At 44.4% G+C, this 22,876-nt stretch carries 17 protein-coding genes; 13 read left to right on the forward strand and 4 right to left on the reverse strand.

Features of this window, described 5'->3' with window-relative positions:
• Positions 1 to 12: 12 nt before the first annotated feature.
• The gene (locus Y79_RS0111095) at positions 13 to 2,658 is read left to right on the forward strand and encodes an N-acetylglucosaminidase (RefSeq protein WP_016937744.1); all 2,646 of its coding nucleotides are present in this window, start codon (positions 13 to 15) and stop codon (positions 2,656 to 2,658) included.
• Between the two features lie 61 nt (positions 2,659 to 2,719).
• Here the strand turns inward: Y79_RS0111095 and Y79_RS0111100 are convergent, their stop codons facing one another.
• Both Y79_RS0111100 and Y79_RS0111105 read right to left on the reverse strand, forming a co-directional pair.
• Positions 2,720 to 3,886 carry a CDP-glycerol--glycerophosphate glycerophosphotransferase gene (locus Y79_RS0111100; RefSeq protein WP_016937745.1) on the reverse strand — a complete coding sequence of 389 codons (1,167 nt, stop codon included), beginning with the start codon at positions 3,884 to 3,886 and terminating at the stop codon, positions 2,720 to 2,722.
• A gap of 32 nt (positions 3,887 to 3,918) precedes the next feature.
• Positions 3,919 to 4,689, reverse strand: a complete 771-nt coding sequence (locus tag Y79_RS0111105; RefSeq protein WP_016937746.1) for a WecB/TagA/CpsF family glycosyltransferase — start codon at positions 4,687 to 4,689, stop codon at positions 3,919 to 3,921.
• 355 nt (positions 4,690 to 5,044) lie between these two features.
• On the opposite strand from Y79_RS0111105, the gene tagD reads away from it, so the two are divergent.
• From tagD to tagH, 5 genes are all read left to right on the forward strand, one after another.
• Positions 5,045 to 5,434: a glycerol-3-phosphate cytidylyltransferase gene (gene tagD / locus Y79_RS0111110; protein ID WP_016937747.1), complete on the forward strand. Its 390-nt coding sequence runs from the start codon at positions 5,045 to 5,047 to the stop codon at positions 5,432 to 5,434.
• A 137-nt stretch (positions 5,435 to 5,571) separates the two neighbouring features.
• Positions 5,572 to 7,110, forward strand: coding sequence for a glycosyltransferase family 2 protein (locus Y79_RS0111115; protein WP_016937748.1), 1,539 nt, complete (start codon positions 5,572 to 5,574; stop codon positions 7,108 to 7,110).
• A 49-nt stretch (positions 7,111 to 7,159) separates the two neighbouring features.
• Positions 7,160 to 9,334, forward strand: a complete 2,175-nt coding sequence (locus Y79_RS0111120; protein ID WP_016937749.1) for a CDP-glycerol glycerophosphotransferase family protein — start codon at positions 7,160 to 7,162, stop codon at positions 9,332 to 9,334.
• 184 nt (positions 9,335 to 9,518) lie between these two features.
• Entirely contained in the window at positions 9,519 to 10,346 is an 828-nt protein-coding gene (locus Y79_RS0111125; protein WP_016937750.1) for an ABC transporter permease, read from the forward strand.
• A gap of 20 nt (positions 10,347 to 10,366) precedes the next feature.
• Positions 10,367 to 11,911 (forward strand): teichoic acids export ABC transporter ATP-binding subunit TagH, encoded by a 1,545-nt coding sequence (gene tagH, locus Y79_RS0111130; RefSeq protein ID WP_016937751.1) that lies wholly within the window; start codon positions 10,367 to 10,369, stop codon positions 11,909 to 11,911.
• Positions 11,912 to 11,950: 39 nt separating this feature from the next.
• Here tagH and galU read toward each other — a convergent pair whose 3' ends face one another.
• Positions 11,951 to 12,835 carry a UTP--glucose-1-phosphate uridylyltransferase GalU gene (gene galU, locus Y79_RS0111135; protein ID WP_016937752.1) on the reverse strand — a complete coding sequence of 295 codons (885 nt, stop codon included), beginning with the start codon at positions 12,833 to 12,835 and terminating at the stop codon, positions 11,951 to 11,953.
• A gap of 229 nt (positions 12,836 to 13,064) precedes the next feature.
• Between galU and wecB the strand changes: the two genes are divergently transcribed.
• On the forward strand, positions 13,065 to 14,204 hold the full coding sequence (gene wecB, locus Y79_RS0111140) for a non-hydrolyzing UDP-N-acetylglucosamine 2-epimerase (protein WP_016937753.1): 1,140 nt from the start codon (positions 13,065 to 13,067) through the stop codon (positions 14,202 to 14,204).
• Positions 14,205 to 14,234: 30 nt separating this feature from the next.
• Here wecB and tagU read toward each other — a convergent pair whose 3' ends face one another.
• Positions 14,235 to 15,152: a polyisoprenyl-teichoic acid--peptidoglycan teichoic acid transferase TagU gene (tagU, locus tag Y79_RS0111145; RefSeq protein ID WP_016937754.1), complete on the reverse strand. Its 918-nt coding sequence runs from the start codon at positions 15,150 to 15,152 to the stop codon at positions 14,235 to 14,237.
• A gap of 181 nt (positions 15,153 to 15,333) precedes the next feature.
• On the opposite strand from tagU, the gene Y79_RS0111150 reads away from it, so the two are divergent.
• The 6 genes from Y79_RS0111150 (at position 15,334) to tuaC (ending at position 22,872) form a co-directional block, all read left to right on the forward strand.
• Positions 15,334 to 15,651 (forward strand): hypothetical protein, encoded by a 318-nt coding sequence (locus Y79_RS0111150; protein ID WP_016937755.1) that lies wholly within the window; start codon positions 15,334 to 15,336, stop codon positions 15,649 to 15,651.
• 32 nt (positions 15,652 to 15,683) lie between these two features.
• Positions 15,684 to 17,804, forward strand: a complete 2,121-nt coding sequence (locus Y79_RS0111155) for a SpoIID/LytB domain-containing protein (RefSeq protein WP_016937756.1) — start codon at positions 15,684 to 15,686, stop codon at positions 17,802 to 17,804.
• Between the two features lie 21 nt (positions 17,805 to 17,825).
• Complete coding sequence (locus Y79_RS0111160; RefSeq protein WP_016937757.1) at positions 17,826 to 19,316, forward strand: N-acetylmuramoyl-L-alanine amidase; 1,491 nt, start codon at positions 17,826 to 17,828, stop codon at positions 19,314 to 19,316.
• A gap of 219 nt (positions 19,317 to 19,535) precedes the next feature.
• The gene (locus Y79_RS0111165; protein WP_016937758.1) at positions 19,536 to 20,195 is read left to right on the forward strand and encodes an exopolysaccharide biosynthesis polyprenyl glycosylphosphotransferase; all 660 of its coding nucleotides are present in this window, start codon (positions 19,536 to 19,538) and stop codon (positions 20,193 to 20,195) included.
• 35 nt (positions 20,196 to 20,230) lie between these two features.
• Complete coding sequence (gene tuaB / locus Y79_RS0111170) at positions 20,231 to 21,679, forward strand: teichuronic acid biosynthesis protein TuaB (RefSeq protein WP_016937759.1); 1,449 nt, start codon at positions 20,231 to 20,233, stop codon at positions 21,677 to 21,679.
• Positions 21,676 to 22,872 carry a teichuronic acid biosynthesis protein TuaC gene (gene tuaC, locus Y79_RS0111175; RefSeq protein WP_016937760.1) on the forward strand — a complete coding sequence of 399 codons (1,197 nt, stop codon included), beginning with the start codon at positions 21,676 to 21,678 and terminating at the stop codon, positions 22,870 to 22,872. Before tuaB ends, tuaC begins: the two co-directional genes overlap by 4 nt.
• Positions 22,873 to 22,876: the final 4 nt, after the last annotated feature.

The following is a 22,876-nucleotide window of genomic DNA, read 5'->3' on the forward strand; positions in this document are numbered from 1 at the left end:
AGAGGAGAAGGAATGAAAAAGAGATTCGTTGCACCTATGTTATTGTCCGGCGTTTTCCTTGTCTTTAGCACCGTTACACAGCACGCCCAGGCTGCATACAGCGACTATTCCGTTTATGAGCTGGAAACGAAGCAGCAATTCGCTTCTGAGAATGAGGCGCTTCAAGCGGCAGCGAAATTGAAAAAGGATACGGGGTGGCAGGCTGACGCAAAGAAAGCCGGTAATGCGCTGCTTGCTTATCAAATCTCCGTCTCAGGCTTACACGATGAAACGGACGCGAAAGCCGTGCTGAAAGATTTTACGAAGCAGACGGGTGTGGCCGGCACTTACAGCGCAAGCGGAAGCAAACAGCCGTACGTGACCGTCACATCAGGAGTTCTATCAGACGGACAGCAGGCGAAAAACCTTCTTGCCAAATTGACGAAAGAAACGGGCGTGACCGGCGCCGTCAAGGAGTCGGGAACGAAGCAGACGTACATGCAGGTCGTGACTTCTGAGATCGCAGCCGAAGCAGACGCGAAAACGCTCACTCAAGATTTAACGAAGCAGACGGGCGTGAAGGCATCATACCGTCCGATCAAGCGGGAAACAGCCCAGTTTCAGATCCAATCAGGAACAATTACCGGCGATCAAAAAGCTGCTCAAATCCAAACTGATTTTCAAAAGGAAACAGGATTACAATCGTCGCTGAAGGTGATAACAAAAGGAAGCCCGAATATCACCGTGACAGCTTCCGGCATCCCGGATACAAATAAAGCGGCAGGCTTAGCGAAACAGCTGCAGCAGAAAACGGGCATCAAAGGGAATGTTCAAACATATGCCCAAAGCAAAACAGCTGCCGTGTACAACGTGCGGTCAGGGTATTTTAACGGAGTAAGCGCCGTGCGAAATGCCGTCAGCCAAATCAAGAAGAATACGGGCGTCAGCGGCAGTTATCAAAAAGCCGGCACGAAAAATAATTATACGGTCGCGATGAGCGGACTGACGGCTCAGCAGCTGCAAAGCGTTCAATCCTTCTTTAAAAAGAAAAAATGGCATTGCGACACAACGTCTGTCAAAAAGACAGCGTCAGCGTCCGTTTACAGGATTACAGCAGGACAGCTTACTGCCGCACAGGCAGATCAAGCGGAGGCGTTTTTCCGCCAGCAGCATGTAAAGACGGCAAGAACTGCGGCAGGAAAAACAGCAGAAAACCAATATCAGCTGCTTTCTCAGCAGACGGCAGACCAATCGAAGATTAAAAAAGGATTGAATCTTCTGGCCGGATATAAACTGAGTGCCGTTTCCAAAACAGCAGCCAAGCAAACGGGAACAACGTACCAAGTCACAACTGAATCACTGCTTGATACGGCAAAGATCAATCGTTCGCTGGATTTCTTCAAAGGGAAAAAAGTATCCGCTTCTTCACAGAAAACAGGTGAAACAGCGTATACACAATTCAGGATTGAAACGGCCCCGCTGCTTAAGAAGGAAGACATTGACCGCGTGACTGCCTTTTTCAAACAAAACAAAGCGGCCGGCACTGTAAAGGAGACGGGGAAAACCGCCTATTCACAGTACGTCATCAAAACCGAAAAGTTCACTGGTAAAACCGTTTTAAATAAAAGCATGAGCTATTTCAGCGCCAAACAATTGCAGGCCGGCTATACGAGTGAAAGCCATCCGGTTTATGAGCTCCATCTCCGCGATCAATTCACGGGCTCGCAGTCTGCGGACGCCGCCTCTCAAAAGCTGAAAAAGCTGTACGGATGGACGATGACTATTTTGAAAATAAAAAACGGACCGCAAATTATGAATACCAATTACAACATCTCGCTTGCGGATATGGTCAAAAAACAAATGACAGTCAGCCCGCAGACTGATGCCTCGGCTTACGCGTCGCTTACTTACATCAATACGGCTTCCGGGACGGTCACAGCCGACGTACTGAACGTCCGCTCAACTCCGGAAGTCAGCTCAGGCAATATTATCGGGCAGTTGAAAAAAGGCGATAAAGTCAGCATCACCGGCCAGACAAACGGCTGGGCCAAACTCAGCATGGGCTGGAGAAACGCCAGCAGTGATGAAGTCGAGCAATACGTCAATCCCGATCACTTCGCACAAGACAGCAAGTATTATTTTCAATTTCTGAAGCTCTCTCAGACAGCGGGATTGAACGCATCTGAATTGAATCAAAAAGTGCTGGTCAATAAAGGAATTCTGACAGGCAAAGGCCAAGCCTTTATTACAGCCGCCGGAAAATACAGCATCAATGAAGTGTATTTGATTTCGCATGCTTTGCTTGAAACGGGCAATGGCACGTCAGAGCTTGCAAACGGCATTACGTATAATGGAAAAAAGGTTTATAACATGTACGGCATCGGGGCTTATGACAGCAACCCGAATTATTACGGCGCACAATACGCATATAATCAAGGCTGGTTTACTCCGGAAGCCGCGATTATCGGCGGAGCCCAATTTATCGGTGCGTCATATATTCACAACTCCGCATACGAACAGGATACCCTGTATAAAATGAGATGGTCTCCAGCCGCATCCCATCAGTATGCGACAGACATCGGCTGGGCGTATAAGCAGGTAAACCGCATGTACAGCTTATACTCACTTCTGGACGACTACACGCTTTACTATGATGTTCCTGTGTATATGAAAGTGTAAAAAAAGGCTGAAGTTGTTGCTTCAGCCTTTCTTCATGCAAAAAAAAACACCCGCCTCGGATTCAGGCAGGTGCTTCAGCACAATTTTTCATTTTTGTTTCCGCAAATTTCAATAACGCTTCACTCGAATTCCCATTTGAATACATATTCCATTTGTCCGAGAACCGCTTCATTTCTTCTGCATGAAATGGCTTTTTCGTCATTTCCTCGAGAAGGGCTTTGCTGTCATGACAAGCTCTTCCGGGGATGACCGAAGCATAATTGTCGATCAAACCGCGTTTTTGATCGTATTCCTCCAGATCATAGGTGAAAAAGAATATCGGTTTATTTAAGAGTGCGAATTCAAAGGGCACGGAAGAGTAGTCCGTAATTAAAATATCAGCCGCTTTCAAAAGGTCATGAAGACGCATGTCAGACACGTTCTTGATCGATTCGCTTTCAAACGAAGCTGAAATATGATGCAAAACGGCTGGGTGAAGCTTTACAAGCAGCATATACTCTCCGTTTAATTCGTTTATGAGCTGTTCTTCGGTGAATGGGAGCCGGAAGGATTGCATATCATAATCTCTGAATGTCGGTGCGTACAGAATGATTTTTTTCGGCCATTTGCGCTCCGGTTCCGGCTTGTTTTCTTCATAATAGACGTCAGTCAGGGGAACTCCCGTTTTTAACAGCTGGGCATCCCGTATACCGAACGACTTTTTAAAAACGTCAGCCATCTCATCTGAACCGACGGTGACAAAATCAAACGAACGATACACTTTTTTAAAGCGGCTGATATCTGATGCCGGCCGGCTTCGGTTCGTCACGTCCTCAAGGCCGAACTTTTTCAAAGAGCCGTTCGCATGCCATACTTGAATGCATGTCGTTTGCGGCCGGCGGTTTAAGACGCTTGTCAGGAGAAAATAGTTATCCGTTATGACCACTTTGCTCTTAAAAAGGATGAAAACGACCTTCACAAGATGCAGAGGGTTTTTTTCGTTCAGATAAAAAGAGCCGAGACCTTCCAGCTCCTTTTTCAGACTGACGGCATGTCTCGTATACAGAACCGTCACTTCATAAGAAAGCGATTCAGCGTGCGCCTTGTAAGAACGGATGAGAGCCTGGGCATTCTCTTCAAAAGATACCAGCAGGGTCAGGTGATTCTTTGGCTTTACAGGCTTGAACAAAACGCCGAGAACCGACAGATATATAGAATAGAAAGCGGCGAATAAAGATCGCAAGTTCATAGATTACCAATCTCTTTTGCTGTTTTATTTGTTTAAAGCTGTTTCGTTTGATCTTCAGCCTGCTTGGAGTACAGGCTCTTATTTGATTTATTGTTTCTCAAAACGGTAAAAGCATACTTCGGAATGTTCAGCATCCTTTTCCATCTCCACGGATTTGTCACCAGTCTGTACAGCCATTCCAGATTTGTTTTGATCATCCATTCAGGGGCGCGTTTCACCGTTCCGCTGAACACATCAAAGCTTCCGCCCAAACCGATTGAAACAGCCTGAGGAAAAAGATGTTTGTATTCATAAATAAATTGCTCCTGATGCGGATATCCTAAGGCGACAAACACGATATCGGGTTTCGCCCGGGAAATCTGTTTGGCGACGAAGCGTTTATCGGCTTCATAGCCGTTGCTGGCTCCGACAACCTCGATATTCGGATACTCTTTATCGATCCGATTCAAAACGGCGTCAAGCACGTCTTGCTTAGCTCCGTATAAAAATATTTTTTTAGACTGCCGGTTTGCGAGACCGAGCAGCGACAGAAACACATCGAATCCCGCAATTCTTGATTTCAGCGGGTGCTGCGTCAAACGTGACATTAACACGACGCCGATACCATCCGGCAGGACGAAATCCGCGGAAGAAATGACTTGATGATAACCTTTGTCTTTCGCCGCAGCGTATCCGATCTCTGGATTGACCGTCGCAATGACGGCTCCTTGCTTTTGTGCGATATAATAAGTGTCTAAATATGAAATAAACTCCTGTAAATTTCCATTAACATAAGAAAGGTTGTGCACCATTTCAGTCTGCATCTGCCGTCCTCCTTTTTGTACGGGATTTTCTTTCACTTTTTCGTGACTTAAGCTAAGCTTTATTTTAACATAATACCTTCAGATAAACTTAACAATAGTTTTACAAAAATATAAATAAGATAACAATTTCTTTAATCATACGCGCAAAAACCCTGCTAAACTCCTATTGCAATAACATTTGTTAATAAGTGGAATTTAACTTCGTTTTACATTAGCTTAACCTTTTCAGGGCTATGTGATATAATGAGGTTCCATGAGTACGAAATTGGCACTTTAGTGATTAAGGATACAGCTGCACAGCATTTCAGGGCAGTTGCTTGTTATACGTATGATGATAGAAAGGAGCTTTTGTTTCATGAAGAAGGTCATTACTTACGGAACGTTTGATTTACTGCATTGGGGTCATATTAAACTGCTCGAGCGCGCGAAGCAGCTTGGAGATTATCTTGTCGTTGCCATCTCAACAGATGAGTTCAACCTTCAAAAACAAAAAAAGGCCTACCACAGCTATGAACACAGAAAGTTAATTCTTGAAACGATCCGTTATGTCGACGAAGTTATTCCGGAAAACAGCTGGGATCAAAAAGTCCGGGACGTAGCGGAGCACAACATCGACGTGTTCGTAATGGGAGACGATTGGGAAGGCAAGTTCGACTTCCTTAAAGATCAATGCGAAGTCATCTATCTCCCTAGAACCGAAGGCATTTCCACTACTCAGATTAAAAAAGAAATTGCCGGGGTGTAATTGAAACATTCGGATATGCAGATGATAAAGAAGTACTCCCTCCGGATAGGGAGTACTTCTTGTAATATAAGGTTATTTTCGCTATATTTGTTATGCGCTTTTTTTAAAAAAGCTAGACAATAAGAGGAGAATTTAAAATGAATCTTAGTAACTTTTTTAAATTGAATAAAAAAGAGTCCAAGCCGTCCATAGAAGAACGTGAATATACCATTTTAAACAAAGAAGCATTGGCGGATGAAAAGAAGGTAGCGGTAGTCGTTCCTGTTTATAATGCAGAAGAATATGTGCGGAAAACAGTTGATTCAGTGATCCTTCAAAATATCGGCTTTCAGCATATTTCTTTAATTCTGGTCGATGATTGTTCAACTGATGATTCCAGAAACATTCTGACTGAATACGCCGAGCTGTATGAAAATATTACGGTCGTATTTCTGAAAGACAATACGGGAACCCCCGCTTATCCGAGAAACTTGGGAATTGAGCTTGCAAATGCAAAGTACATTACCTTTTTAGATGCGGATGATTGGTTTGCGCCGAACGGAGTTAAAATTTTATTCGACATGCTTGAAAGAGATCATGTGAATTATGCGGTCGGAAAAACGATCGAAATGCAGGTGAACGGGCAAAAAACAATCGGGAAACATGAGTCCTCACTGAACAGAGCGAAAGTATCGCCTTTTTCAATCCGGCATATTTTCTATCATCTCGGCCCGCGGGCAAGAATGATGAACTTACAATTTCTAAGAGATAATGATATCAGATATCCGGAAATGAAATTTGCTGAAGATAAGCAATTTTTTATGGATGTTCTTTTGTCGTGCGGAGATATTTCAACGTCAACAGAACCGGTTTATTATCTGAACAGAATGGACAATAATGAGTCGCTGACAAAAAAGACGAATATTATGGAAAAAACCGATACGAACATAGCCGTAATGAAGTATATTCTGAACAAAAAATTAGATACTGAGAAAGAAAAGATGGCGATGAACCGCCTGATTGAATTCGATTCCATTACGCGGCTTTTCGATCGGATGCACTTCCTGAAAAGCGAAAATAAAGAAGCTTACTACAATAAATTCAATGAAATTCTGAATGTATTAAAGAAGACGAAGTACGATATTTCCGAGACGTTTTTTCATCCGATCCATAAAACAGCCTACCGCCTGCTGATTCAAAAACGGTATGATGAAGTTGAAAAGCTGTTCCGATGGTCTAAAAAAGAGCCCAATAAAAACATCGTGACCCGGGACGGACTGGCTTATTTAGAAAGCCCGCTGACGGATGAAGAAAATAAACTGGTCGAACTGCGCATGCACGGGGAAACGGAAAGCGCGGTGTTCGCCGATGATAAATTCAGCATTACGTTCCGCTTGTTCGGACAGGACAGAAATAATGCCCAATATATTCAGTTTCAGCACAGAGAAAAAATGAAAGTATACCACCAGTTTCCGGTACAGTCACTGGGAGACGGGCGATACGTCCTTGAAATCCCGTTACGTGACATTGAAAAAGTCGGACTTGGCGGTTATATTATGTATGTCATTTATAACGATTATGAACGGGTCATGTTAAACAGAGAAGACGATGAAAAGGTAACAGCAGAAGCGAACGGACTGCACTATCAATTCTACCGGACGGTGAAGGAGAACCTATCGCTGAAAGTATCAAAATGATGATTATGATTGGATATGTTTAATTGAAACAGAGGAGTAGACTTATTTTATGGGTATAGAAAATCCTGTCAGATACAAGTTAAAACATCTTAATATAAAGGACGATACATTCAGTATTACGATATCCTGTGAAAATGCCGCTTTAGAGGAAGAGCCTTCTCTTCAGATTATAAATCGTAAGACAAAAGCGGAACTTTCCGTCCCTCTGAAACGGTTGCCCGGAGAAGACGGGGAGTACCATGCTGTCATGGGCACGGAGCTGCTTTCTGAACATACGGACGGCAAAGGATGTCTTGATTTCTATGTCTCCTTTATCAATGATGACAGTGATATCAATAAAAAACGGTTAAAATCCAGCCTTGAACCTATTGAACTGTCTTCTTATAAAGATGAGGCTCATCATATGTTCTTTTTCCCTTATACGACCAAGAAAGGGAATTTCTCCTTAAAGCTGCTGCAGAGAAAGTTCGTCACGCGAATTGATGAAATGGAGCTTGAATCTGACGGCAGCTTACATCTGAAAGGTTTTGCATTCCGGCTGAATGCAGCAGAAAATTTAAAGATAAAAGAAAAAAACCTGATTCTGAAAATGAAAAAAGGAAAAGAAGAGGAGCCTCTCATTCTGAAGTATCCGCTTCATGACGTGCCGAGACACGACCTTGATGAATATGTTCAGGATACAACGGCACTTGACACGATAGGCTTTGATACAAAAATTGATTTGAATGCCATTTATAAAGAATTGAATCAGCAGCTTATCTTTCAATTCCATATTCAATTCATTTTTGAAGATGCCGGAACGGGTGAAGAGGTTATCACCAACAGCAAGCCGTTAAAGGCACTGAAATCTGAACAAGTAAACCCTAACCAATTCACGATTCTGAAAACGGAAAAAGGACCTGCCAGATTTCATGTTTTCACGAAAAAGAAAACGAAAAATCTCCATCTGAGAATGAATGATTACAGTTTCAGCACCCGTGTGGAGTATTTTGTAAAAGGAAAGCTGAAACGGGGCGCATCATTTATACGCAAAAGAAAGAATAAGCTGAAAAAGTTTATTGAGAAAAGAATACAAAACACTTATAAAGCAGGATTCAGGCTTGCAGGGAAACTGCCCGTCAAACAGAAATTTGTCATGTTTGAAAGCTTTGCAGGAAAACAGTACAGCTGCAATCCGCGGGCAATTTACGAATACATGAGCAAAGAAATGCCTGAATACCGTCTGTGCTGGAGTGTAAATCCCGCTTATTCACAGACATTTAAAGATAAAGGGATTCCTTATATCGAACGTTTTACGTTTAAATGGCTGTTTGCCATGGCAAGAGCCGAGTTCTGGATTGTCAACAGCCGTATGCCGCTGTGGATCCCGAAACCTGAGCATACGACATATGTTCAGACATGGCATGGCACGCCTTTAAAGCGTCTTGCCGTTGATATGGATGAAGTGCATATGCCGGGAACAAACACTGAAAAATATAAGCGCAATTTTACGACAGAGGCTTCAAAATGGGATTATCTGATTTCACCGAACGCCTATTCAACAGAAATTTTCGCTCGGGCGTTTCAGTTTAATAAAACCATGATTGAATCTGGATATCCGCGGAATGACTTCCTTCAGACGGATAACAGTCCTTCTGTCATCAAAGCGCTGAAAGAAAAAATGAACCTTCCGCAAGATAAAAAAGTGATCATCTACGCACCGACATGGCGGGATGACCAATTTTATAAGAAGGGAAAATACAAGTTTGACCTTGATTTAGACCTTCACCAATTAAGAGAAGCGATCGGCGACCGTTACGTCATTATTTTACGGATGCATTATCTGGTTGCGGAAAACTTTGATCTCGGACCGTATGAAGGTTTTGCATATGATTTCTCCAGCTACGAAGATATCCGTGAGCTGTATATGGTCTCTGATTTACTCATAACGGACTATTCATCTGTCTTTTTTGACTATGCAAATCTGAGAAGACCGATGCTGTTTTATGTGCCTGATATCGAAACGTATCGGGATAAACTCAGAGGGTTTTACTTTGACTTTGAAAAAGAAGCGCCCGGCCCGCTGGTCAAAGAAACGGGTGACGTTATCAAGTGGGTGAATGAAACGGAATCAGACAATTATAAGCTTCCGGATTCGTTCGGGCCTTTTTATGAGAAGTTCTGTTATTTAGAGACCGGGGAATCGTCTGAAAAAGCCGTAAAAGTGATTTTCGGGGACAAGTAAATAAGTGCAAAAAAGCATAATTTAACCACGTTAATTATGCTTTTTTGCTTAAAAGACGGCATGTTGCGCTCACCGGACGAAGGCTTGTTATGAAGTGAAAAATACATCGTAATCTGTTACAATTATGAGCGGTGCTTTTGTAAGTCAAAGCTATGACCAAAACTTACGACTAAGGAAGATTAGAATGAATGCATTGGTAAAAATTCTGAAAGAGCAATTCAACTCATTTCCGCTGATTATGCGGCTTGCAGTGTACGAAACGAAATCAAAGTATCAAGTGAACTATTTGGGTATATTGTGGCAGTTTCTCAACCCTATGATTCAAATGCTGGCTTACTGGTTCGTATTTGGTCTCGGGATTCGCGGCGGACATGATATGGTGCTTGGAAATGGAGACAGCGTACCGTTCATCGTCTGGATGCTGGCCGGCTTAATTCCTTGGTTCTTTATCAGTCCGACGATATTGGATGCATCTAACAGCGTTTTTAAACGGATAAATTTAGTATCGAAAATGAACTTTCCGATCAGTTCACTGCCTTCTGTAGTGATCGCATCGAATTTATTCAGTTACTTTGTGATGATGGCGATTTATATTATTGTGCTGCTGAGCAACGGACTGTTTCCGACGCTTCACTGGCTGCAATATATTTATTACTTGTTTTGCATGATCAGTTTTATGTTTGCTTTCGGCCTGTTTAATTCGACCATCAGCGTATTAATCAGGGACTATCAGTTTTTGCTTCAGGCCGTCACAAGGCTTCTCTTTTTTCTTCTGCCGATTTTCTGGGACATTGCCGAGAAATTTGGAAACAGACCTGAAGTTTTGACCATCTTGAAGTTAAACCCTCTTTTCTATATTATCGAGGGCTTTAGAGACAGCTTTATGGAAGGGCAGTGGTTTTTCCACGATATGAAATATACGCTGTATTTCTGGTTCGTCACACTGCTGTTGTTAACAGTCGGTTCACTTCTTCATATGAAATTCAGAGATAAGTTTGTTGACTTTCTTTAATATAGTAAGGAGATTATACGATGAAACTAAAAGTTTCGTTCAGAAATGTTTCAAAACAGTATTTTCTATATAAAAAACAGTCTGACAAAATTAAAGGGCTGTTTTTCCCAAACAGAAATCAAAAAGGTTTTTTCGCTGTCCGAAATGTTTCTTTTGACGTCTATGAAGGGGAAACGATCGGATTTGTAGGAATCAACGGTTCGGGAAAATCAACGATGTCCAATCTGCTTGCAAAAATCATTCCGCCGACAAGCGGTGAGATTGATATGAACGGGCAGCCGTCTTTAATCGCCATTTCTGCCGGATTAAACAATCAATTAAGCGGTAAGGACAACATTCGTTTGAAATGCTTGATGATGGGTCTCAACAATAAGCAGATAGACGAGCTTTATGAAAAAATCGTTGAATTCGCGGATATCGGCGACTTTATAGATCAGCCTGTTAAAAGCTATTCAAGCGGTATGAAATCCCGTCTCGGTTTTGCCATATCGGCGCATATGGACCCTGACATCCTTATTATCGATGAGGCGCTCTCAGTAGGGGACCAGACTTTCTATCAAAAATGTGTGGACCGCATTACGGAATTTAAAGAACGCGGCAAAACAATCTTTTTCGTCAGTCATTCAATCGGACAGATTGAGAAAATGTGTGATCGGGTGGCTTGGATGCATTACGGCGAAATGCGTATGTTTGATGAAACAAAAGCGGTTGTGAAAGAATATAAAGCTTTTGTGGATTGGTTCAACAAGCTTTCCAAGAAAGAAAAAAAGAAATATCAAAATGAGCAGATTGAAGGCAGAACGCGGGCTGCCGAGGAACAGAAAATCTCTCAGGCGCAGCAAAAGAAAGCGAAGCCCAAATTCATTGCCAATACGATTCAGATTACGCTGCTTGCATTGCTGGCTGCAGGAGCTGCCGCTTCGATGTTTTCAGACAAGCCTCTGCGTGCGATCGCCTCTTTCGGCGACGTCAAACAGAGCGATGCCGGCCTTTATGAGTCTGTGAATAAACCTGCTTTGGTAAAAGCTGAAAACGCGGATCTTTACGCCGGAAAAGATATAAAAGGGAAAATCTCGGCAAGTGTAAATTTCGGTACGAAGGTGCGGGTAGAAGCCGAGAATAACCAAGCGGCCAAAGTGAGATTAAACGATAAAGAGTACTTTATGAAAAAGGCTGATTTGCATAAAGTGAACGCTTTAAAAACGACGGATGTTCAGCTCAGCGATTTCAGCAGCAGTTTATCAAGCGAAACGACAGAAGAGTTTCTCTCATATATCAATAAGAGCCTTGACGACGTGCGGAGTAAATTGAAAAATCCAGCTGACGGGCAAACGGATGACGGACGGAAAGTATTAAAAGTATCCGATGCGAAAACGGATTTTGTGATTGACAATGATACAGTCTCCGAAGTGATTTTTCATTTATCGCGTCCCGCAGACATCTCAGCTTTAAGTAAAAAAGGCGGCAGCAAAATCAATCAGAACTTGTTAATGCTTAAAAACCAGAAATATACTTTCTCTGTGAACAATGCTGATCAAACACTGACCGTAACATCTAAAAAGTAAAGATCACATAAAAAAAGCTGCCGGATTCGGCAGCTTTTTCTATTCGTCAGCTTCTTCTTTTTCAAGAAGATCCTTCATAAACGGAATTAATTTATGACGGATATCTTTGTCCTGTAAGGCAAATTCAAGCGTCGTTTCGATGAACCCCAGTTTTTCCCCGACGTCGTAACGTTTTCCTTCGAAATCATAAGCGAAGACACGCTGAATGTCATTGAGCTTTTGAATGGCGTCCGTTAATTGAATTTCTCCTCCTGCACCGACTTCCTGCTGTTCCAAATACATGAAAATTTCAGGAGTGAAAACGTATCTTCCTAAAATCGCCAAGTTGGAAGGAGCTGTGCCTGCTTCAGGTTTTTCTACGAAATTTCTGACTTGGTAACGGCGTCCTTCATTTGTTAACGGGTCGATTATTCCGTAGCGGTGTGTATCACTTTCAGGAACTTGCTGAACCCCGATAATGGAAGACAATGTTTTTTCATATTCGTCCATCAGCTGACGAAGTCCCGGTTTTTCAGCCTGGACAATATCATCGCCGAGAAGAACGGCGAAAGGTTCATCGCCGATGAAGTTGCGTGCGCACCAAACGGCATGACCGAGTCCTTTTGGCTCTTTTTGGCGGATATAGTGGATATCCGCAATGTTTGATGATTTTTTCACTTTTTGCAGCAGTTCGATTTTACCCTTCTCTTCCAAATTGCGCTCCAGTTCAGGCGCATTGTCGAAATGGTCTTCAATTGCTCTTTTTCCTTTTCCGGTTACGATAATAATGTCTTCGATGCCGGATTCGACAGCTTCTTCGATAATATACTGAATTGTCGGCTTATCAACGATTGGAAGCATTTCTTTAGGCATTGCTTTTGTGGCAGGCAAAAAACGTGTGCCTAAACCTGCTGCCGGAATAATGGCTTTGCGTACTTTCTTCACTGAATAACACCATCCTTGTTTCTGCTGAATCTTTTTTTCAGAACTATAACCTAGTCTTTTTCCACTTTACCACAATTGATTAAAATTCACACCTTTTAATCCGCTTTCAAAGAGTCTTGTAAAGGATTTTGCTTTGTTTGCCGTTAAGCTTTACAATATCTAAGAAACGGCATAAATATGTTAACATGAAGGCAATATCCGACATATAAAACGAGGTGCAGACAAACCGTTGAAAAAACTAAAAGTAATGACCGTATTCGGTACAAGACCTGAAGCAATTAAAATGGCTCCGCTCGTGTTAGAGCTTGAAAAATATCCGGAAATTGATTCACTGGTGACTGTAACCGCACAGCACAGACAGATGCTGGATCAAGTGCTTGAAGCATTCAGCATTAAGCCTGATTATGATTTGAACATTATGAAAGAGCGTCAGACGCTTTCTGAAATTACATCTCATGCCTTGCTGAAACTGGACAAGCTGTTCCAAGAAGTAAAACCAGATATCGTTTTGGTCCACGGAGATACGACGACAACTTTCGCGGGAAGCCTTGCCGCCTTTTATCATCAAATCGCCGTCGGCCATGTGGAAGCCGGTCTGCGTACGCAAAATAAATACTCTCCTTTCCCTGAGGAAATCAACCGGCAGATGACGGGCGTGATCGCAGATGTGAATTTTGCGCCGACAAGCCAGGCTGAACAGAATCTGCTCGCGGAAAATAAAAAGCCGGATTCCATATTTGTCACGGGAAATACGGCGATAGACGCGCTTCAAACGACGGTGCGGGAAGATTATTTTCATCCGATTTTTGATAAACTGGACGGAAGCAGGATGATCCTCCTGACAGCGCACAGACGTGAGAACTTAGGAAGACCGATGGAACAGATGTTTAAGGCTGTCAGAAGAGTCATTGAAGAGTTTGAGGACGTACAAGTCGTTTATCCCGTCCATTTGAATCCCGCAGTACGTGAGGCCGCAGAAGCCCATTTCGCTGATTCGGACAGAGTGCATTTAATAGAGCCGCTGGAGGTTGTGGATTTCCATAATTTCGCTGCGAAAGCCCATTTCATTATGACCGACTCGGGCGGAGTGCAGGAGGAAGCGCCTTCCCTCGGTAAGCCGGTCTTGGTGCTCCGGGATACAACCGAACGCCCCGAGGGAGTGAAAGCAGGAACATTAAAGCTTGCGGGCACCGATGAGGAAACCGTGTATCAGCTGACAAAACGGCTTTTAACCGATCAGGCTGAATATGAACGGATGTCAAAGGCGTCCAACCCTTATGGTGACGGATCTGCCTCAAAGCGGATTGCGGAGGAACTGCTTTATCGGTACGGCTATAGAAAAACCCGTCCGCAGCCTTTTACAGAATAAAAAACTCTGCATCGCATGCAGAGTTTTTTATTATTTCAGGCTTTCTTTTAATTCTTTTTTGACTGAAGCGAGGCTTGCTTCATCTAATTTGTAGTAATAGATATGGTTGATTATCGTTCCCGTTCCCTTCAGTTCATGCTGATTAACTTTGCCGCGGGCGTTTTTATAGTCAGTCATGACCGTCCACATATCATCGAATGACATGTTTGTTTTCATATTGTTTTCAATAACCTTAAACATATCGCCGAATTTCGTGACAGACGAAATATTTGCCCCTTTAGCGATAATCCCTTCAATCACTTGGCGCTGGCGCTGCTGCCTGCCGAAATCCCCCCGGGGATCTTCTTTTCTCATACGCGTGTAGGCAAGTGCTTCTTCACCGTTCAGGCTGATGTTCCCCGTTCCGAATGAGTGCCCGTCGTAGTTGAAGGCAAACGTGCTGTTCACCGTAATCCCGCCGAGTGTATCCACTGTATCTTTGAAGCTCTCCATGTTTACTTTCACAAAATAATCTACCGGCACATCGAGCAGGTCCTCGACGGTATCCGCGGCCATCTGCGTCCCGCCGAAAGCATAGGAGTGGTTGATTTTATCCATCGTACCTTTGCCGGGGATTTTCGTATACGTATCACGCGGAATGCTGACCATTTCTGTTGTATTCGTTTTAGGGTTGACGGTCATATAAATCATCGTATCCGCGCGTCCCTTATCATTTTTCCGTTCATCGACGCCCATGATTAAAACAGAAATCGGGTCCTTCTTTCCGAGATCTATATCTGTGTCGCGTTTGTCCGATTTTTTTAAGTCTTCCTGAATGCTTGCCACCGTTGAAGCTGCTTTATGCCACAAGTAGTAGACGTAGCCTCCTGATGCTAAAACTAACAGCCCGATGATCGTTACAATTGTCAGAAGAACTTTTCTCTTCTTTTTTTTTCGTTCAGCCCTCATTTGTCATCACCTTTTCTATTAACTTTCACGATGCAATTTACTAATCTTTATAAATCCAGTCATATTTTTACTTCTAACCGTGTAATAGACGAAATTCTTAAAAAAAAGGTTACAAAAAGACCTTAAAATTACCTTAAAAAAAAGTTAGTATAAGACGATAAATAAAGATGAGGTGAAAAAAATGAAAAAAACTGTTGCAGCTTCGTTCTTAATACTGCTTTTTTCAGTTGTGTTAGCAGCATGCGGAACGGCGGATCAATCAAAGAAGGGAAGCGGTTCTTCGGAAACGCAGGCTCAAAAAGAAACGGCATATTATGTCGGTATGGCGGATACGCACACAATTGAAGTAAAAGTCGATGATCAGCCTGTCAGCTTTGAATTTTCTGACGACTTCTCTGATGTTCTGAATAAATTCAGCGAAAATGACAAAGTCAGCATTACTTATTTCACAAATGATAAAGGCCAAAAAGAGATCAAGGAAATCGAGAAAGCAAAATAATACATCATGATCAGCAAAAGGCGGGATAAAAATTGAAGAAAACAATATGGGCTGTCTGTTTTTCTGTGATATTCAGCCTGGCTTTATTACCGGAAAGCACTTTTGCGGCCAGTTCGGATATCTCAGTAAAACTGACGAATTATATTGGTAATAAATCGACTCTGAATATCGAACCCTCCGGAACTTATAAACTGACGGGAAGCGGTGTGTCTTCCGTTGTCAGATTGGGAGGCGCATCCAAATATGATACAGCAAACGCCGCGACATCAAAGTATTGGAAAAATCCGTCCAACGTAGTCGTCGTTAATACGGATGCTTATTTTGCGGACACGCTTTCCGTCATTCCTTTAGCGAATAAACTGAAAGCGCCTGTTCTGCTGACTGAATCGAAAAAACTCAGCAGCAGCACGGAAGCGCAAATCAAAAAATACAACCCGGATAATATTTTAATCATCGGCGGGGCGAACAGTATTTCGTCAGCCGCGGAAAAAACATTGAAAAAATACGGCCGCACGAAACGGATCAGCGGAAAAAACAGATATGATCTGTCCAAAAATATCGCGGCCGAAATGGGCAGCTATGACCAGGCAATCGTAGTAACCGGAGATGTTTATACGGATGCGCTGGCAATCGCACCTTATGCCGCGCAAAACGGCTATCCGATTCTCCTGACGAAAAAAGACTCCCTCCCGAGCTACAATCTGCCTAAAAAAGTGATCATCATGGGAGGCACTTCAAGCGTCAGCAAAGATGTGGAGAATCAAATTAAAAAGAAAGCTTCAGTGACAAAAAGAATTACCGGTTCAAACAGATATCAAATATCAGCAAATGCAGTCACTTCGCTGGGCATGGATGCAAGCAAAGCAGTTGCTGCCAACGGGACAAAATTAGCGGACATCGTTGTCGGCTCGAATATTGCCGCCGCAAATCATATGCCGCTTGTATACATCAAAAAAAGTGAAACGCCGGCCGACGAAGCCAGCCTTTTTAAAGCAAAAGGCACCTATTCTTATACATTAATAGGCAGCACGAATTCAATTGCAGATTCAGTTAAGGATGCTTACGCAAAAGAATTTTATCTCGTAAACGGAAAAACGTACCGCATTGAAACATCCGGCGGCAAACTAGGCGTTGCCGGTATTAACAGCGGAAAAACGTCTTTCAAGGCGGTTCCTGAAAAATATTCAACATCGAACACAATCAGCATTGACGGAAAACCGTATTTGGGGAATATGAGTTTTTCTGCGGAATCCGGCAAATATGTAAGACCTGTAAATGAAAACATTCCTTTTGAGGATTATTTGAAAGGTGTCCTGCCGAATGAAATGCCGGGAAGCTGGCCGACAGAAGCGCTGAAGGCTCAGGCTGTTGCCGCCCGCACCTACTCTATCAGCAAGACGGGACAAACAGTTGCGGATTCAACGGCTTTTCAGGTGTACGGGGGATACAGCTGGTATCCAAACGCCACCGCAGCCGTTGACGGAACAAAGGGGAAAGTGCTCACTTATTCCGGCAGATTGATAGATGCCACCTACTCGTCAAGCAATGGCGGCTACACTGAAGCGGGCGATGAAGTATGGGGCTCAAAAGTGCCGTATTTAGTAGCCAAAAAGGATACAAAAGATCCGGAAATCAGCTGGTCTTTAACATTGCAGAAACAGCAGCTGCCAGCCGGTCTGGATATGAAAAACCCCGCATCCTGGTGGTCCAAAACAAACGAAGCAAATGCTGCGCAGCTCAACGGAATAAAAAATTGGCTGATGAAAAATAAAGAAACCAATGCAAATTCCATAAAAATTGCAAGCATCTCTGATCTCTCGCTCACCGGAAAAACAAAAGGGCAGCGGGCAGAAGACGCCGCGGTGAAGGTGACATACCATGTGAATGACAAGTTGAAAGGCTATGTCATGAACAAGACTGCGTCCTTTGAGGTGAAGGCGTCAGAACTCAGGACGATGATCGGAGCTTCATCTTTTAAAAGTACATACGCCAGTGCGTCCGCTGATTCTGCGAAAATCACGATATCAGGAAAGGGATACGGACACGGCGTGGGAATGAGTCAATACGGAGCGAGAGAAAGGGCAGAGGCCGGAGAGCCGTATACTTCTATTCTTGCGTTCTATTATCCTAATACAGCACTTACAAACTACTAAACTTCTGTGGAGGAGATCGGATTGAAATTCATCATAAAATGCCTCCCCGTTTTCATTCTCGGGGTCATTCTATTTGTCCCTTCCGCTTTGGCTGACAACACGGTTAAAAGGATAGGCGGAAGCACCCGGTATGATACGGCTGTACTGGCGGCAAAACAATCATGGGGTGAAGCGAAAACGGTAATTATCACCGGCGGAACTTCATATGCCGATGCAATTGCCGCTGCGCCGCTTGCATATCAAAAAAATGCGCCGCTGCTGTTTACAAATAAAGATCAGCTGTCTGCGGGCACAAAAAAGGGATTAATTGATTTAAAAACGAAAAATGTGATTATCGTAGGCGGCACACCTGCCGTTTCGAAAAATACCGCAAATCAAATTGCTAAATTAGGCATCAGTGTCAAACGATTATCCGGGAGCACGAGATATGCCACAGCCGCAAAAGTGGCGGGTGAAATGACAAGATCTTCTACAGCTCTTGTGGTCAACGGGTTTGTTGATGCAGATGGAATGGCTGCGATTTCTTATGCGTCCGCTAAAAAATATCCGATCTTATTCACCAATGATTCAACGTTAAATGGTTCTACGTCCAATGCGATCAAAAGCTTAGGGATTAAAAACACGATTGTCATCGGCGGGACAAGCAGCATCAGCAGCTCACTTTACAATAAGCTGCCGAATCCTTCAAGAGTCAGCGGCAAAAACCGCTATAACCTGTCTGTGAATCTTGCGAAAAAGACAGGCCTCAGCACAGGCTATACGTTTATTACTAATGGTTTTAAAGAGCCGGATACCATTGTCGCAGGCGTTTTAAGTGCCAAACAGGGAAGAGTTCACCTCATGACGAATGGGGACAGTCTGTCAAAGGACGTCCGGACGTATATCGGAAGTAAACGCATCACCAGCTTCACCGTCATAGGGAGTGCATCATCTTTAAGCAACAATGCGGCATCGCAGCTTAAAAATCCAGTTGTCGGCAAAACGGTCTTTATTGATCCGGGACACGGCTACCAGGATTCAGGAGCAACGGGCAATGGCCTGCTTGAAAAAAATGTGAACCTTGATATCGCAACACGCCTAAACAATCAATTATACGGTGCTGGTGCGCTTACTGTAATGTCGAGGACGGGCGACACCTTTGATTCGCTTGAGGAGAGAGTGAACAAAGGGGCGAAGGCGAACGCCGATATTTTCATCAGTGTTCATGCAAACGCGAATGATAACAGCAGTGCAAACGGTACGGAGACATATTATGATCCAACCTACCAATCCGCAAACAGTCTGAGACTTGCCCAAAATATTCAGCCGAGAATGGTTTCTGCTCTCGGCACGCGTGACCGCAGTGTGAAAACTGCCGGATTTTACGTCATTAAGTATTCTAAAATGCCGAGTGTCTTGTTAGAAACCGGTTTTGTCACAAGCCCGATTGATGCCAATATTTTAAAACAATCTACGAAAAAGGACAGACTCGCGGCGGGGATCACTCAAGGCGTCTCCTCCTATTTCAGATAATATTTTCCATTTAAAACAGACCGATTCATACCGGTCTGTTTTTTTATTTTTTCATTATGCTTTGACTCAAATATGGATATGAATAGATTTACAATAAAAAAACAATAATCGAAACATTCTAATAAACATTAACGTTTCCTTTACTTCCAATTAACATCCATCTGCTAAACTCACGGCATAGGTCATCAAACATCCCAACAAATCGTGAGGTGTGTGTCAGTGGGAGCAGAGAAAAGCATGAATGTAAATAATAACTATGCAGTGCGGCAGGGGACTTCCGCTGCCGTAACGGAAAAAACGGCCCGTTATTTGGCTTTTAAGCGATTCATGGATATTGTGTTTGCGCTTGCGGGGCTTTTGGCGGCGCTTCCGATAATAGGCCTGTTCTCCATACTGATTCGTTTGGAGTCGCCCGGCCCGGCTTTTTATAAGCAGGAGCGGGTAGGCAAAAACGGGAAGCCGTTTTATTTGTATAAGCTCCGCTCTATGAAAATAGATGCTGAAAAATCAGGTGCGGTCTGGGCGCTGAAAAAGGATCCCCGCGTGACAAAGGTCGGCGTTTTTATCAGAAGGACCCGTATTGATGAGCTGCCGCAGCTGGTAAATGTGCTTCGGGGAGAAATGAGCCTGATCGGCCCGCGCCCCGAACGGCCCGTGTTTACGGAACAGTTTCAGGCAGAAATCCCGGGATTTACGGAGCGGCTGGCTGTTAAGCCGGGATTAAGCGGCTGGGCGCAGGTCAATGGGGGATATGACATGACACCGAGGGAAAAGCTGATGTTTGACTTATACTATATCCGCAACCTGACCTTTTCATTGGAACTGAAGATTATGCTCAAAACGTGCAAAGTAATCTGGACCGGTGACGGGGCACGATAAAAATTCTGGTCAGCAGACAAAAAGTAGGGAAAACGATGCCTAGTATTACAAATCAAATTTTGAGCGGCGCCAAATGGACAAGTATTTCGACAGCGTGTATTACGGTTATTCAAATCGTTCAATTTGCCCTGCTCGGGCGGGTCATGTCACTGGCTGAATTCGGCCTTGTCGGCATGATCACAACGGTAGCGGTGTTTGCCCAAATTGCGCTTGATATGGGGTTTGGCGCCGCGCTCATTCAAAAAGATCATGTCACTGAAAAACAGATGTCTTCCTTGTACTGGCTGAATATCATAACGGGGCTTGCACTGTTTGCGCTGCTGTTTTTCAGCAGCCCGCTCATTGCTGATTTTTATCAGCGGGAGGAGCTTGACTATTTAGTCCGCGTGCTGGCCGTCATGTTTTTAATCGCACCGATCGGTCAGCAATATCAGTATATGCTGCAAAAAGCGCTGGCATTTAATTCGTTAAGCAAAATTGAAATCTTTTCAAATGTGCTGTCCTTCGTTTACTTGGCGGCTGCGGTTTTTTATACGGACCCGATTCTCGCATATGTGATTTCCCAGGTGCTGCTGCAATCGTCGAAAGGGATTCTGTACTGGATGGCCTGCAGAAAAACATGGCGTCCGTCGTTCGTTTTTGATCTGAAGGGAATGAGAGGCTTCTTTTCTTTCGGCGCCTTTCAGCTGTCTTCCCGGCTTGTGAACCGGCTCGGGGCGAATATTGATATGATTCTGATCGGCAGTTTTATCGGCGCCGAGGCCCTTGGCATTTACAATCTGGCCTATCAGATCGTCACGCTTCCGGTATTAAAAATTAATCCAATCATTACAAGAGTCGCGTTTCCCGTCTTTGCGAAAAACAAGCATGAAAACAGCGCCATCAGAGAAGGCTTTCTCAATATGACCAAAATGCTCGCGCTGATATCCTTTCCGCTTTTGCTCGGTTTGGTTTCAGTGTCGGATGCATTCGTGGCTTCGGTATTCGGAGAAAAATGGCTGGCGGCTGTCCCGGTCTTAAATGTTCTCGCCATTGTCGGGATTTTAAGGGTCCTGATGAACCCGAACGGATCTGTGCTGCTGGCAAAAGGGCGGGCCGATCTGGCGTTTTATTGGGACGCCGGGGTGATGCTGCTGTATGGTGCATCATTGTACGCTGCCGTGCTGTCCGGAAATCTCTTGACGGTAGCCTGGACGTACGCATTCATCAGCATCTTGAATTTCCTGATCGGCCGCTGGCTGTTGGCATATGTCATTAAGCTGCGGCTGTCGGCTTACTTCAAAGCCGTGGCCAAACCGTTTCTGCTTACGGCGGCGATGGGTGTCATCGCCTTTACAGCCAGCCTCGGAACGGAGCGGATCAGCCTTGATGTAAAGCTGCGTCTGGCGATCTCAGTAGCCTGCGGCGCATTGTGTTATTTATTTCTTTTAATCAAAGCTTATCCGCAGATGAAAAGTAAATTAAGAAAAGGGCGTTTGCTATGAAGGTATTGTGGATGACAAGTGTCTATCCGAGCAGTGAAAAGCCGGGGGAAGGCGTTTTTCATGAAACACAGGCGCAAGAACTGAGAAAGCTTGGCGCGGAGATGACCGTCATCTGTCCGCGGCCGAAACTCGCCGCGCCATTCCGGCTGCTGAAAAAGACATATCGGCAAAAGGATATAAGGCCTGCGCATGAATGGCGGAAAGGCGTGTCCGTACACCGGCCGTTTTATCAGGCGGTCCCCGGGCAGCTGAAATGGGCGCAGCCGCATAAAAGAATGGCGGCATCGGTTCTTTCTGCGATCAAAAAGAACGGCCTGAAGCCTGATCTGATTCACGCGCATTTCGCCATGCCGTCAGGCGGAGCGGCCGCCATTGTGTCAAAGGCTCTGGGAATTCCGTATGTCCTGACCTTGCATGGCAGCGATGTCAATGTCTATCCGCATTACAGCAAAAGCGCACATCGCGCATTTACATTTGCGGTGCGGGAGGCTGCCGATATTTATGCCGTCAGCGGCAGTCTGCGGGAACAAATGAAGAAGATCAGCGCAGCGGATTGCAGCGTGCTTCCGATCGGCATCACGCTTGACGCCTTCCAAAAAAGAAACGAGACGAAAGAAGCCATCAGAAAACGGCTCGGCCTTCCTCCGGATAAAAAGCTGATCGCGTTCATCGGCAGGCTTGTCAAAGAGAAAGGCGTTTTCGACTTATCAAAAGCCGTTCAGTCATTGGATGAAAGATTTGAAGCCGTCTTTGTCGGTGACGGACCCGCCGCATCCTCATTGCGGGAAGCCGCTCACATCGTCACGGGGCAAGTGCCGAATGACAAGATACAGGACTATCTGCTGGCGTCGGATATCATGGCCCTGCCGTCCTACAGTGAAGGCATGCCGACTGTGGTCATTGAGGCGCTTGCTCTGAAGGTGCCGGTGCTCTGCACTGATGTGGGAGGAGTGGCTTCTTTATTCGGTAAACACCGGGGGCTGCTGATCAGACCGGGCTCACCCGAAACGCTGGCGGAATCCATCCTGCAATATGAAAAAGGAGAGGCATGGACAACGCAAGCAGCCGAAGAACTTTATCAAACCGTCCGCACGTATTTTGACGCAAGCCAAAACGCAAAAGCGCTGAAAGAGAAATACCGGGCCGTCATGAACCGGGCCGGGCAAGAGGAGAACCTTTCGAAAGAGGGATGAAGCT

Source organism: Bacillus siamensis KCTC 13613, assembly GCF_000262045.1.
Taxonomy (GTDB): domain Bacteria; phylum Bacillota; class Bacilli; order Bacillales; family Bacillaceae; genus Bacillus; species Bacillus siamensis.